The sequence below is a fragment of the Rhodococcus sp. As11 genome (genome assembly GCF_048957735.1).
In the GTDB taxonomy this organism is placed as follows: Bacteria; Actinomycetota; Actinomycetes; order Mycobacteriales; family Mycobacteriaceae; genus Rhodococcus; species Rhodococcus gordoniae.
The window spans coordinates 1-15,819 of the sequence record NZ_JARDJE010000005.1 but is presented as its reverse complement, the minus strand read 5'-3'; the positions used below and the strand labels follow the sequence as shown (position 1 = coordinate 15,819).

2 protein-coding genes are annotated in these 15,819 nt (G+C 68.7%); both read right to left on the bottom strand.

The window, feature by feature from the left end:
• Nucleotides 1-131: 131 nt before the first annotated feature.
• Nucleotides 132-7,604 carry an amino acid adenylation domain-containing protein gene (locus tag PV766_RS07965; RefSeq protein WP_421096830.1) on the bottom strand — a complete coding sequence of 2,491 codons (7,473 nt, stop codon included), beginning with the start codon at nucleotides 7,602-7,604 and terminating at the stop codon, nucleotides 132-134.
• A 205-nt stretch (nucleotides 7,605-7,809) separates the two neighbouring features.
• Nucleotides 7,810-15,819 (bottom strand): amino acid adenylation domain-containing protein (locus PV766_RS07960; protein ID WP_421096829.1); only part of this gene is annotated, 8,010 nt, incomplete at its 5' end.

The window sequence follows — 15,819 nt, the reverse complement described above, 5'->3', positions numbered from 1 at the left end:
ACCCCGACGGCCCCGGTCACGGTAAAGTTACCGTTCGGTCACGTGTCCTGCACGCCCGACCGGGAGGACCGTCGGGCGCTCGTGTTCGTCACAGCTCACAATCCGTCCGGAGTGTCACCCCGAGAAGTCGATCATGAACCGGACGACCACGGGTGAGTTCTCGCGCAGATGGTGGCGTCGACCGATTCGGAAGCCGCCGTCCCGACCCCGTCCGTGACCGAGACGAACTCGAGATCCGCACAGCCGACGAGGTCGGCCACCGCATCACCGGGAACGAATGCGTGTGTCACCCATTCCTCTTCCGCAGCACGGGCGAGATCGTCACGGTTTTCGGGAACGATCACGACAGCACCGGCCAGTGCGGCAGCGAGCACCGCATATACCGACCAGGGGTCTGCCGCCCGCCCCGACACCAGGATCCGAGCATCGTAGGTGAGACCGAACTCGGTGCGATCGCGGCGAAGAGCAGCCACCGCACGTCCCTGAGTGAGGTCGCCCTGCGGCAGCCTCAGCGCAGGGTCCCCGGCACGGAGGACGGACCTGCGCTCGGTGTAGGCGACGGGGCGCTCCGATTGCGCCGACACCCTCGACACCAGTTCCGGGTCGTCCATCGGAAGCAGAACCGCCGAGCCGTCGGCGGTGCGCTGTGAGGTCGTGAGAATCCAACGAGCCTCGGAGGACGTCCCCGCCGCGATCGCGGCCCCCGTCTTCACGGTTGCCCAGATGGCGGTCACCAGGTCGATTCCGGCGGGGACGTCGACGGCGACGGTCTCGCCCGGACCCGCACCGAGCGAGATCAGATGCCGCGCCCACCGAGAGGATCGTTTCTCGACCTCCGCGAAGGTCGACTCGGTCTCGCCGAACACGACGGCAGGAGCGTCGGGATCCGATTCGACCACAACGCGCAGTTCCTGGGCGATCGTCGTATCGGGGACCTGAGAGGACGACTCCGGCACGGCGCGAGGGGCACCGGTGACCACGGCGACCTCGTCAGCGGTCCGGATATCGATGTCCCCGACCACCGCGGCGGGATCGGCGGCCACCGCGTCGAGCACCGCCACGAAACGACGCGCGTAGGCCTCCACGGTGTCCGCGTCGAACAGATCGGTCGCGTAGGTGAAGGCAACGGCCATCCCACCCGGCCCGCTCGCGGAGTCCTCCCGAGGCTCCACCGTGACCTGCAGATCGAACTTGGCGGAGAGCTCTCCCGTGTCGAGCGCTTCGACGGTCAGCTCCGGCAGTTCCATACGCACGGGGTCGAGGTTCTGGAAGGACAGCACCGTCTGGAAGACCGGATGCCGGGAGCTCGAACGAGCGATCCCCAGTTCGTCCACGACACGCTCGAACGGCACGTCCGCATTCGCGAAGGCTTCGAGGTCGCCGGCTCGGACCGTGTCGAGCAGGGCGTCGAACGCCGTAGCCGGGTCGACGTCGCTGCGCAGTGCCAGCGTGTTGACGAACATGCCGACCACGTCGTCGAGTGCCCGAGCACCGCGCCCGGCCACTGCCGTCCCGATCACGACGTCGCGCGAACTGCTCAGTCTCGACAGCAACACCGCGAGAGCGGCATGCACCACCATGAACAGCGAGGCACGATGTTCCGAGGCGAGAAGGTCGAGACGAGCACGGGTGTCCGCGGACACATCGATCATGGTCGTGGCACCGCGGGTGCTGGTCTGTGCGGGTCGCGGCCGGTCGGCGGGAAGGTCCAGCAGGTCCGGCACCCCTGCCAGGCGTTCACGCCAGTAGTCGAGCTGCTTCCCCGCAGGCGATGCCGGATCGTCGGCGTCCCCGAACACGTCCTGCTGCCACAGCGCGAAGTCCGCATACTGCACCTCGAGCGGAGGGAGCTCGACGGAGCTGCCGGAGATGCGCCCGATGTACGCCGACACGAGGTCGCGGGCGAGCGGTGCGAGCGACGCACCGTCCGCCGAGATGTGGTGCACGACGAGCACGAGGACGTGGTCGTCCGGCGTGAGCGAGACCAACCGGCCCCGCACGGGTACGTCTGTGGAGACATCGAAGCCCTGCGACGCGACCTCCACGACCGCCTCGAACGCCTCTCCCTCGGTACCCGCGGTGACGACCGTCAGTTCCTCGACCGCGTCGACGGACCGGATCCGCTGGTACGGACCCTGATCGTCGTGCGGGTAGACGGTACGCAGCGTCTCGTGGCGCTCGATCACATCGCGCACGGAAGCTGCGAGTGCCTCGGTGTCGAGGTTTCCGCGCAGCCGGATCGCCAGGGGGATGTTGTAGGTGGACGAACCGGGGTCGAGCTGATTGAGCACCCACATCCGCTGTTGTGCGAGCGAGAGCGGAATGCGCTCGGGACGGGGCCGTGCCCGCAGTTCGGGCACGGCTGCGGCGGTCGAACCGCCGTCGATCCGGGCTGCGAGGCCCGCCACCGTCGGTTCCTCGAACAACTCACGAATGGCCAGGGAGGATCCGAGTGCCTCGTTGATCCGGGCGATCACCCGCGTCGCCACGAGCGAGTTGCCTCCGAGATCGAAGAAGGAGTCGTCGGCACCCACGCGCTCGAGCCCCAGGACATCGGACCAGACGGCCGCGACGGCAATCTCGGACTCCGTGACCGGCTCGCGGTGGTCGCCACCGTCCGCGGTCACCTGCGGTGCCGGCAGTGCGCGCCGGTCGAGCTTGCCGTTGACCGTCAACGGCAGCTCTTCGAGGACCGTCACCACGTCGGGCACCATGTATCCGGTGAGGAACTCGGCGGCAGCCCGACGGACGGCGGCGGGCTCGATGCTGTCGCCGGCCCGCGGTACGACGTATCCGACCAGACGTTCGCCGATGCCGTCGTCGCGCACCACTGCCACAGCGTGGGCGACGCCGGAAGCGCGCAGCAGCGCTGCCTCGACCTCCCCGAGCTCGATGCGGAAGCCGCGGAGCTGCACCTGCGAGTCGCTCCGGCCGGCGTACTCGATGATGCCGTCGGCGTTCCACCGGGCGACGTCGCCCGTCCGGTAGAGACGTCCGGAGCCGAAGGGGTCGGCGACGAAACGGGCCGCCGTGAGCTCGGGGCGTCCGAGATAGCCGCGGGCGAGCTGATCGCCGGAGACGTAGACGTCGCCGGCCACGCCGGCGGGAACCGGGTGCAGCCGCTCGTCGAGGATCCGGACGTCCAGACCCGGCAGCGACCGTCCGATCGCGCTCGGAACGCCCGGTCGCGCTTCCGTCGGTTCCACGACATGGAAGGACACGTGCACCGTGGTCTCGGTGATGCCGTACATGTTGACGAGTTGCGGCCGCACGGGATGGCGTTCGAACCATGCCGTCAGCCGGCCGGGGTCGAGCGCCTCGCCCCCGAAGATCACGTACCGCAGCGCGAGCGGCCCGGCGTCGACCGAAGCGGACGACGCGAGCATCCGCTCGGCCTCGTCGAACTGGTGGAACGCCGACGGCGTCTGGTTGAGAACCGTGACTCCTTCGCGCCGTACGAGTTCGACGAACAGTTCCGGCGATCGTGAAGTCAGGTAGTCGACGACGACCAGACGACCACCGTGGAGCAGCGGCCCCCACAGCTCCCACACCGAGAAGTCGAAGGCGTAGGAGTGGAACAGCGTCCACACGTCGTCCGGGCCGAAGCCGAAACGGGGTTCGGCGTTGGCGAAGAGGGTCAGCACGTTCCGGTGCGTGACGGCGACGCCCTTGGGGCGACCGGTCGAACCGGAGGTGAAGATGACGTACGCCAGATCGTCCGGCTGCGGCGATGCGATCCGGTCGGCGGCGGTGAGCGGATCGGTGGAGACCGAGTCGTCGTTCTGCGCGGCGACGACGTCCAGCATCTCGATTCCGCTGTCGCGCAACGCCTCTGCTCCGGGCTCGTCTCCGAGCGCATCGGAGGTGAGGATCACGCGGGGCCGGGCCTGGTCGAGGATGTACCGCACACGATCCTGCGGATGTGCGGTGTCGATCGGCAGGTAGGCGCCGCCGGAGAGCACGACCGCGGTGAGGGCGACCACGAGGTCCTCGGTCCGCGGCAGGGCCACCGCGACGAGAGTGCCGGGTCCGACCCCCGCGGCGGCGAGCCGACGTGCGATCCGGTTCGCGCGGGCACCGAGCTCGGCGTACGTGAGGGTCGTCTCCCCGTGGGTCACCGCGGCGTTCGCGGCGTGGGCACGGGTGGCCGTGTCGAAACGTGCAGTCAGCGTGGCCGGTTCGACGACCGGGACGGACTCGCCGAGCGTGTTCCACTCGGTGAGGATGCGGTCGAGCTCGCCGTCGGTGACGAGCGGCACGTCACCGATCGCGATGCGCGGATCGGTGGTGACCGCCTCGAGGATCCGCGAGAATCGTTCTGCGACAGCGGCGACGGTCTGCGGGTCGAACAGTTCGGTGGCGTAGTCGAATTCCACCACGAGGCCGGAGGGATCGCCGGCGGCGTCGACGACATCCGCGACGGTCACCTGCAGGTCGAACTTGGCGACCTGTGTGTCGAAATCGATACCGGACACGGTCAGCTCGGGCAGTTCCAGCTGCGAGACCGGCATGTTCTGGAAGGTGAGCATCACCTGGAAGAGCGGGTGGCGTGCAAGGGAACGCGACGGGTCGAGCACCTCGACGAGCCGCTCGAACGGCACGTCGGCGTGGGTGAACGCCTCGAGGTCGGCCGTGCGCACCGAGTCGAGGAAGTCTCCGAAGGACGCATCGGATTCGACGGGTGTGCGCAGCACCAGGGTGTTGACGAACATGCCCACCAGGTCGTCGAGCGCCGCGTCGCCACGGCCGGCGACGGGAGTGCCGATCGTGATGTCCTCGTTGCCGCCGAGCCGGGCGAGGAGCACGGCGAGTGCGGCATGGACGACCATGAATTCCGTTGCACCGCTGCGACGGGCGAGATCGGCGATCGCTGCGCGGACTCGCTCCCCGAGAGTGAGGCGGTGCGAGGCACCCCGATGGCTCGCGACGGCCGGCCGGGGACGATCGAACGGCAGCGTCACTTCTTCCGGCAGATCCGCCAGGGTCCGCTTCCAGAAGTCCACCTCCCGCGCCATGAGCGACTCGGGATCGGACTCGTCGCCGAGGATCTCGCGCTGCCACAGCGTGTAGTCCGCGTACTGCACCTCGAGCGGTGCCCATCCGGGTTCCCCGCCCGCGACACGCGCGGCATAGGCCGTCACCACGTCGCGGGTCAGCGGTCCCATCGAGTAGCCGTCGGCGGAGATGTGGTGCACCACGACGACGAGCACGTGCTCGTCCGGGGCCACGGAGAACAGGCGCACCCGGATCGGAACCTGCTGTGTCACATCGAAGCCGGTGGTGACTGCTTCGGCGACCCGGGTCGCGACCTCGTCGGAGTCGATGCTCTCGGGGCGGACTTCGACGATCGCCTCCGCGGCGGGCAGCACCTGCTGATGGCCGACACCGTCGATCTCGGGGTAGACGGTGCGGAGCGATTCGTGGCGTTCCACCACGTCGGAGACCGCCGCCTGCAGCGCGTCGGTGTCCAGTCGCCCCGAAAGGCGAATGGCCACGGGGATGTTGTTCACGGCGGAGTGCGGTTCGAGACGGTTGAGGAACCACATGCGTTGCTGCGCCAACGACAACGGCACCCGCTCCGGACGCTCCCACGCCGACAACACCACAGTCCCGGCACCGCCACCGGCACCGGCACCGGCGGTCTCGGTACCCAGACGAGCCGCCAACTCCTGCACCGACGACGTCTCGAACACCACCGGCACCGCCACCCGATACCCCAACCGCGCCGACAACCGCGCCACCAACCGCGTCGCCGCCAACGAATTACCCCCCAGATCGACGAACGAATCGTCCAACCCGACCCGCTCGACCCCCAGAACCTGCGCCACCTCCTCGGCCACGGCCACCTCGACCACCGACCGCGGCGCCCGATACTCGGCCACCTCGAACACCGGCGCCGGCAACGCCGCCCGATCCACCTTCCCCACCGGCGTCAGCGGCACCTCGTCGAGCACCGTCACCGACGACGGCACCATGAACCCCGGCAACACCTCCCCCACCGACGCCCGCACCCGCACCGGATCGAGCACCGCCCCCGCCTCGGGCACCACATACGACACCAACACCGACTCCCCCGACGCCGACACCACCCCCACCGTCACCGCGAACCCGACCCCCGGCACCGCCGACAACACCGCATCGATCTCCCCCAACTCGATCCGGAACCCCCGGATCTTGACCTGGAAATCACTGCGCCCCACATACTCGAACACCCCATCGCCACCCCGACGCACCAGATCCCCCGTCCGGTACATCCGACCACCCGGGGTGAACGGATCGGCCACGAACCGCGCCGCGGTCAACCCGAACCGACCGTGATAACCCCGCGCCACCTGCGCCCCGGCCACATACAACTCACCGACCACACCCTCGGGCACCGGACGCAACCGCTCATCGAGCACGAACGCCCCCACCCCCGCGATCGCCGACCCGATCACCACCGGCGCATCGGGCACCAACTCCGCCGACGACGTCGCCAGAATCGTCGTCTCCGTCGGACCATAAGCATTGAAGAACCGCCGCCGACCCGGCACCGACCACCGCCGCACCAGATCCGGAGTGAACGACTCCCCCGCCACCACCACCACACGCAGAGCATCCAACCCGGCAGGATCCATCGACCCCAACGCACCCGGCGTCATGAACACATGCGACACCGACTGCGCGGCAATCACATCCGCCAGATCCGGACCACCACCGACCCCCGCCGGCGCCACCACCACCGTCGCCCCCGCCGAGAACCCCACCCCCAACTCGAGCAACGACACATCGAAACTCGGCGAACACACATGCAACACCCGCGACGAGGAATCGACCCCGAAATGCTCACGCTCGGCCGCGATCACCCCACCGACACCGGCATGCGAGACCACCACACCCTTCGGCCGCCCCGTCGACCCCGAGGTATAGATCATCCACGCCGCATCCGACGGCTCGAGCGACCGCACCCGATCCGCATACGAGATCGGCCGCGACGACAACCCCCGCACCTGCGCCGCCACCGACACCTCATCGACCGCCACCACCGGCACCGACCCCGCCGCCCCGGCCACCACCGACGACACCGACGACACCGTCAACGCCACCACCGCACCCGAATCGGCCACCATGAACTGCACCCGCTCGGCCGGATAACCCGGATCCACCGGCACGAACGTCGCCCCCGACTTCGCCACCGCCCACAACACCACCACCGACTCGAGCGACCGCGGCACCGCCACCACCACCGCATCCCCCGGCCCCACCCCACGACCGATCAACCACCGCGCCCACCGCGACGACACCGCATCGAGCTCCCGATACGACAACGACCGAGAACCCTCCACCACCGCCACCGCATCACCGGCCGACTCCACCGCCGACACCAACAACTGCGGCAACAACACACCACGACGACCACGCCCACGCCGCTCCGGGCGGGCAGCACGCTCGGAACGCGCGGCGCGCTCGGGGCGGGGAGCACGTTCGGAGCGGGGAGCTCGTTCGGGACGCGACGCCCGGGCACGAGCGCGATCGGCCGGAGATACGTGCGAGTCCGCGTCACTCGATCGCGATGCGTTCACCGGAGTGGCTCCGTCCGCGCTGCCGTCGTGTCGTGAACGCATGAAAAAGCCCACACCCTTCGCTTTCGATACCAGTGGTCGCGCCTGCGAACCGAGCAAGCATAGTCATCCACCCGAATCGCGTGACCTTACTCGACAGTAACCTCTCTGGTTCATCTCCCGAGTCGCCCTCGACGTTACCGGGCGGTACCTCCGGGGTCCCACCTCGCGCATCGGCGGGGCCGTCCGAGGACGGCCCCGCCTGCGGTCAGTCCGGATCGGAGAGCCGGTGCACCCGGTGCGCCGCGCCCCATTCGTCGAGCAGATCCTGGGGCACCTCGTCGACCACGACGACCACCGCGAGATCCTCGAGACTGCCCGGCTCGAGCGTGCGCAGCGAGGCTTCCGGCAGGTGGACGTGCGTGACCCACTCGTTGTAGAGCACACCGTCCAGGGAGGCCCCCGACACCGTCTTCTCGGGTACGACCACGACGACCGCACCCGTCGCGGTCACGGTCAGCGGCTCGAGGGCCACCGATTCGACGTCGACGCTGCCCAGGGCGGCGCTCCGCGACTCGTAGGTCAGCTCGTACCTCTCGCGGAGCTCGTCGATCCGCTCGAGAAGTTCGGCGTTCGTGAACGTCCGCGACCCGATGACCGCCGCCGCGTCCGACGGTTCCACCGGACGCAGCCGGTCCGAGTACGTCACAGGAGCGGCCGAGAGAGCCGACAGGTCCGTCTGCACCTTCTCGTCGTCCACGACGATCCAGTCGCCCGACAGGGATCCTGCCGCCTTCGAGAGGGTCAGACCCACCGCGGCTCCCGCCGGCAGCTCTTCGCCGTGGCGAGCCGGGTCGACCATCACGAGTGCCGCGCCGGTCTTGGCCACCGCCCACTGCGCGACCACCGAGTCCACCGATCGTGGCATCGAGACGGCGACAGCATCGCCTGTTCCCAGCCCGCGATCGATGAGCATGCGGGCCAGGCGGGAAGACCGTTCGTCGAGTTCGCGGTACGAGATCTCCACACCCTGCCCGTCGGCCTCGGGTTCGGCGGGCACGGCGAGTGCGGGCGCCGAGGGGTCCACTTCGACCACTTCCGCGAGCACGGTGGCGAGGGTGCCCGCTCCCGTACCGGCCACCACCGCGGAGGGCCCGGATTCGGCCACGATACGCGCGAGTTCGTCGGCCTCGACGAGTTCGATGTCGGCGACCGCCGTGTCGGAATCCTCGACGAACGCCTCCAGCACACGCACGAATCGCCGGGAGAGGTGAACGACCTCGGCCTCGTCGAAGAACCGCTCCAGGTATTTGAAGGTCAGCTCGATCTCGTTGTCGGCGACGGTGAGCAGCGTTATCGGATAATGCGTGGCGTCCTTCACTCCGACGCCCGTGATCGTCATGCCGTCGATCGAGCCCGCAGCGTCGGACAGCGCGTCCCGATCGATCGGGTACGACTCGAACACCAGCAGGGAGTCGAATCCGATCGGCGTGCCGATGCGCTGTTCGATGTCGGACAGGCCGACATAGTGGTGATCGAGCAATCCCGCCTGCTCCGCCTGCAGACGTCGGAGCATCTGCGACACGGATTCGTGCCGGTTCGTCCTCACGCGCACCGGCAGTGTGTTGATGAACAGACCCACCATCGACTCGACGCCGGGCAGGTCGGCGGGACGACCCGACACGGTCGCGCCGAACACGACGTCCGAGCTGCCGGTGATGCGGCCGAGCACTACGCCCCAGGCAGCCTGCACGAGGGTGTTCACGGTTACGCCGAGATCGGCCGCGAGGGCGGTCAACCGGGCGGTGCGCTCGGTGTCGAGCAGGACGCGGACCGTGGAGATCGTGTCGTTCCCGGGGTCGCGCTGAACCGGAGCGATGGCGGTCGGATCTCCGAGCCCTTCGAGCGCGGTGGCCCACGCGTCGAGCGAAACCGTCCTGTCCTGCTCGGCGAGCCACGCGAGGAAACTGCGGTAGGAGCGCGCGCGCGGCAGTGCCGTGGGATCACCGCGGAGCACGTACAGGGCCATCAGATCCTGCATGAGCAGCGGCATCGACCAGCCGTCGAGAAGGATGTGATGGGTCGTGACTCCGAGGTGGTACCGGTTCGTTCCGGATCTCACGAGCAGGAACCGAATGAGCGGTGCCGACTCCATGTCGAAGCGGCGGGACTGCTCGTCCGCCAATGCCGATGCGACCGCGGCCATCCGTCGCTCGTCCTCGGTGTCGCTCGAATCGAGTTCTCGCCAGGGAAGCTCGACGTCGTCGAGCACCAGTTGCAGGGACCGTCCCTCCGCGTCCGTGACGAAAGCGGTCCTGAGATTCGGGTATCGGTCCAGCAGTGCTTGTCCGGCCGCACGCAGGCGCGCCGGATCCACCTCACCCTCGAGGTCCAGCACGGCCTGCATGGTGTAGACGTCGACGTGCTCCTCGGTCACCATCGACGCGTGGAACAGCAGACCCGCCTGCAGCGGCGACAGCGGCCACACGTCCGAGAGCGCCGGGTAGCGCTGCTCCCACTCCTCGATCTCGCTCTGTTCCAGACCGGCGAGCAGCAGGTCGGACGGTGTCAGGCCACCCGCATCCGGTGATGCCGCGTACTGTGCGAGTGCGCTCAGCGCCTGCGACCAATGCTGAGCAAGCTCGTCCACGTCGTCGGAATCCAGCAACCCCGACGGGAAGGCGATGCTCGCGCCGAGCTGGGGTCCGCCGTCGCCGTCCGAGACGATCGCATTGATATCGACGCTCGCGTTGGCGGGCATGTCGGCGTCCTGAGCAACATCCAGCTCGCCGAGCGCGGAGGTCGGTGCCCAGCCGATCTCCGCGAGACCCTCCGGTACGTCCGCCGACGACATCCGGCCCAGATAGTTGAAGCTCACCTGCGGCACTCGGGCGATCGACGCCAACCGCGCCGACGATTCCGGATCCAGATAGCGCAGCAGGCCGAATCCCATGCCCTTGTCCGGGATGGCCAGGAGCTGTTCCTTGACCGCCTTCACGGCCGATCCGATCGCAGCGCCACCGGCGAACGCCTCGTCCACGTCCACTCCGGTCAGGTCGACCCGGACCGGGTACGCACTGGTGAACCACCCGACCGTCCTCGACAGGTCCGCTCCCGGCAGGACGGACTCCTCCCGTCCGTGACCTTCGAATTCGACCAGTGCCGAAGACGATTCGATGCCTCGATCGCGTCGCCACCGCACGAGTGCCAGGCCGAGCGCAGCCATCAGGCCGTCGGCGACACCACCGCGGAACAATGTCGGCACCGACGTCAGCAGAGCATCGGTTTCGGACGCCGGGAGAGACAGCTCGATCCGTCGGACGGTGGAGACGGTGTCGACGGCAGGATCGAACGGACGTGAGCCCAGAGCCGGGTCCGGGCCCTCCAGAATGCGCTCCCACAGAGGAAGTTCCGCCCGGCGCTCCGAGGCCGCAGCCACGAGACCGTGCGCCCATCGCCGCAGGGACGTGCCCACGGCGTCGAGCGACACTTCCTGGCCGGAGACGATCTGCCCCCAGGCCAGGCCGAGGTCCGGCAGCAGGATGCGCCACGAGACGCCGTCCACGACCAGATGGTGGGCGACGACCGCGAGGATGCCCGCACGCTCACCGCCGAAATCGAACCACACGAACCGGAGGACCGAACCGCTGGCAGGATCGAGCCGGCCCAGCGCCGCGTCGATCTCGCGTTCCGCAACGACGGTCAGATCTGCGTCGCTGATTCCGGCGGGTAGCTCGACCCGTTCGAGAATCGACACCGGATCGACACTTCCCGCGGCGCGAACGCGTAGGACATGCTCCCCATCGGTTCCGCGCTCGAGGATCGAACGCAGGGCGTCGTGGTGATCGACGACGGCACCGATCGTACGAACGAGCACGTCCTGATCGATCCCGCGCGGCAATGTCACGGCGACGATCTGCGAGAACCGATCGAAACCACCGGGCCACGACAGGACCTCGTGCATGATCGGCGTCAGCGGAACCTCGCCGACACCGCCACCGGGAAGCTCGGCCGGACGCAGTGTCGTCCCGCCCTCGGAGCGCGTCGCGACCTCGGCGAGACCGGCGACCGACCGACGCTCGAAGACGTCCCGGGGGGTGAACACCACACCGCGCGCCTTCGCCCGCGACACCAACTGGATCGACACGATGCTGTCGCCGCCGAGCGCGAAGAACGACTCGTCGACGCTCACCTTGTCCAGATGCAGAACCTCCGCGAACACCTCGGAGATGATCTGCTCGACCTCACCCTCGGCGGCCCGGTACTCACGCTCCTCGATCACCGGTTCCGGCAGCGCATCGCGATCGAGCTTGCCCACCGGCGTGAGCGGCACCTCGTCGAGCACCACGATGGCCGACGGCACCATGTGCGGCGGCAACGACCGTGCCACGAACTCGGTCAACTCCACCGTGTCGACCGTTCGGCCCCGCACCGGCAGCACGTACGACACCAGCACGGTGGCGCCGGAACCGGTGGTCCGGCCGAGAGTAGCCGCGAAATCCACACTGTCGTGTCCGGCGAGAGCCGCGTCGATCTCGCCGAGCTCGATACGGAAACCGCGGACCTTGACCTGGAAGTCGCTGCGGCCGACGAATTCGAGCTCGACGGGACCGCCCTCGAGCGAACGCCAGCGAACCACGTCGCCCGTGCGGTACATGCGCGAGCCGTCGCTGCTGTAGGGATTGGCGACGAACCGCTCGGCGGTCAGGGCGGTGCGCCCGTGGTAACCCCGCGCGAGCGCGCCACCTGCCATGTAGAGCTCGCCTGCGACACCCTCGGGCACCGGGTTCAGCCGGGCATCGAGGACGAGCGCGGATACACCGTGGGTCGGGTTGCCGATCGTGATCGGCCGGCCCGGTTGCAGGCGGGCGAACGACGAGATGATCGTGGTCTCGGTGGGGCCGTAACCGTTGAAGTACTTCCGTCCCGGCGCCCAGCGACCGAGCAGTTCGGGTGTGGTGACGTCGCCGCCCACCGACACCACCTCGAGGCTGTCGATACCGGCAGGATCCATCGTGCCCAGCACTGCGGGCGTGATGATCGTGTGGGTCACCTGTTCGGTCTGCAGCAGTTCCGCAAGATCCGGGCCGCCGATGATCCGGCCCGGCACGATCACCAGCGTCGCACCGCTCGAGAATGCAGCCATCCACTCGAGCACCGACGGGTCGAAGCTCGGCGAGCAGATGTGCAGGAACCGGTGGCCGGCACGCAGGTGGTAGAGGTCCACGGCGGTGTCGACGACGCCACCGAGACCGGTGTGGGTGACCACGACGCCCTTGGGCCTACCCGTCGAACCCGACGTGTAGATCACATAGGCCGGGTGTTCGAGCCGGATCGGCCGCACGCGGTCGGCGTCGGTGACCGGTGCACCGGACCGCGCGTCCAGTTCCGCGGCCGTCTCCGGCGCGTCGAGCACGACCCAGTCGGAGTCGTCCGGCATCGCCTCGCGATATTCGGACCCGGTGATACCCATGGCCGCACCGGAATCCGCGAGCATGTAGCGCACGCGGTCGATCGGGTAGTTCGGATCGACCGGCAGGTGGGCGGCACCGGCCTTCGCGATCGCCCACACGCTCAGCACCATCTCGTACGAACGCGGGTACGCGACGGCGACGATGTCCTCCGGTCCGACCCCTCGCTCGATGAGCATGCGGGCCAGGCGCGACGAGGTCTCGTCGAGTTCCCGGTAGGTGACCGACCGGCCCTCGTACCGCACCGCGACGGCCTCGGGGGCCCGCGCGACGCCCGAAGTGAGGATGTCGCTGAGGCTTCCACCTGCACTGACGCGGTCGCCGTGGACGTGCGTGAGCCGGTCGAACTCGTCTGTGTCGAGAAGCGGTAGATCTCCGACCGGCAGGTGCGGATCGCCCAGTACTCCCGCGACGAGCATCTCGAACCGTCGAGCGAATCCTTCGATCGTCGAGCGGTCGAACAACGCACTCGCGTAGGAGAATTCAGCCGAGATTCCGGCGGGGACATCCGATCCGCCGCGATGCTCGCGGAGGGTCAGCGACAGGTCGAACTTGACGGTGTCGACCTCGAAGGGCACTCCGGACACCGTGAGTTCGGGCAGTTCCAGCGCCGTCTCGGGCAGGTTCTCGAACGACAGTGCCACCTGGAACAGCGGGTGGCGTGCCGTCGACCGCTCGGGGTTGAGGATCTCCACGAGCCGCTCGAAGGGGATGTCGGCGTGGGCGAACGCCTCGAGGTCGCCCTCCCGCACGCGCGAGAGGAGGTCCGAGAAGCTCTTGCCCGCGTCCACCCGGGTGCGCAGGACGAGCGTGTTGACGAACATGCCGACCAGGTCGTCGACCTCCGATTCGCCACGACCGGCGATGGGCGTGCCGATCGCGATGTCGTCGCTGTCGGAGATCCTCGACAGGAACACCGCGAGCGCGGTGTGCATCACCATGAACATCGTGGTGCCCGTGGAGCGTGCGAGTGCCGCGAGGCCGCGGTGCAGGTCCGCGCCGAGGACGAACTCGATCTTGCCGCCGGTGAAGGACTGGATCGAAGGACGCGGCCGGTCCATGGGGAGATTCAGCTCGTCGGGCAGACCCGCGAGCGTGCGCTTCCAGTACTCGGCCTGCGCAGCGAGCAGGCTCTCGGCATCGTCCTCTCCGCCGAGGACCGCACGCTGCCAGATCGCGAAGTCGGCGTACTGCACCGGCAGCGGCGCCCAGCCGGGGGCTTCACCCTCGGCGCGGGACATGTACGCCGTCATCACGTCGCGGGTCAGCGGCGAGATGGACCAGCCGTCGGCGCTGATGTGGTGGACGACGAAGACGAGCACGTGATCGCGCTCGGAGAGCTCGAACAGTCGTGCGCGCAGCGGGATCTCGGTGGTGACGTCGAACCCGCGGGAGACGACCCCGGTCACCTTGTGCAGCAGGTCGTCCTCGGTGGCCGGTTCGACGTCGATGTCGGGCGCGGCCTGCGAGACGGGGAGGATCAGCTGGTAGGGCTGTCCGTCGATCTCGGGGTAGATGGTGCGGAGCACCTCGTGCCGGGCCAGCAGGTCCTGGACCGCCGCCTGCAGCGCACCGAGGTCGAGTGCACCGCTCAGGCGCACCGCGACCGGGATGTTGTCGACCGACGATTCGGTGTCGAAGCGGTTGAGGAACCACATGCGCTGCTGCGCGAGCGACAACGGCACACGGTCGGGCCGCGGCTGCGGCACCAGCGCCGGACGTGCCGCCGCACCCGTGTGCTGCTCGGCCGCGACGGCGAGCGCCGCGACGCTGGGGGCCTCGAACAGCACGCGAACGGGGACGCGGGTGTCGAGCGCCGCGCCGATCCGCGAGACGACCTGGGTGGCGAGCAGCGAGTTGCCGCCGAGTTCGAAGAAGTCGTCGTCGACGCCCACTCGGCTGAGGCCGAGGACGTCGGCGAACACGCCGGCCACGATCTCCTCGATCGGTGTGCTCGGGGCACGGAACTCGCGGGTCTCGAAGACCGGTTCGGGCAGGGCCCTGCGGTCGAGCTTCCCGTTGACGTTCAGCGGCAACGCATCGAGCGTCACGAACGCCGACGGCACCATGTACGACGGCACTCGAGCACCGAGGGCGGATCTTATCGACTCGATGTCCGCCTGCGCACCGTCCGCGGGCACGACGTAGGCGACCAGCTGCGTGCCGACCCGCTCGTCCTCCCGGGCGATCACCGCGACATCACGCAGCGCATCCATCGCGCGCAGGGCGGACTCGATCTCACCGAGCTCGATCCGGAAACCACGCACCTTCACCTGGAAGTCCGTGCGCGACAGGTAATCCAACTGCCCGTCACGGGTCCACCGCACCAGATCGCCCGTACGGTACAACCGCTCCCCGTCACCGAACGGCGACGCGACGAACCGCTCCGCACTCAGATCCGCACGCCCGAAATACCCGCGCGCGAGCTGCGCACCGGCCAGATACAACTCACCGGCGACACCGGCCGGAACCGGATGCAGACGCTCGTCGAGCACGTAGACACGGGTGTTCCACTCGGGCACACCGATCGGCACCGACGCACCGGAGGTGTCGGTGACATCACCGGCGGTGACGGACACCGCGGCCTCGGTCGGACCGTACAGGTTCACGAGCCGCGCCCGGTTGTGGGTCAGGAACCGCTGGGCGGTCGCCGGCGGCAGCGCTTCGCCGATGGCGAGGATGTGGCGCAGCGAGGGGGCCAGCACTCCGTCGGCGTCGACCATCAATGCTTCGAGCATCGACGGCACCACATGCAACGTCGTCACCGCCCGCTCCGTCAGCAACCGGTTCAGATAGGCCGGATCCCG

Bases quoted from the DNA above. Each gene is read 5' to 3' on its own strand.
- PV766_RS07965 (WP_421096830.1), bottom strand. From the start codon at position 7,604: ATGCGTTCACGACACGACGGCAGCGCGGACGGAGCCACTCCGGTGAAC.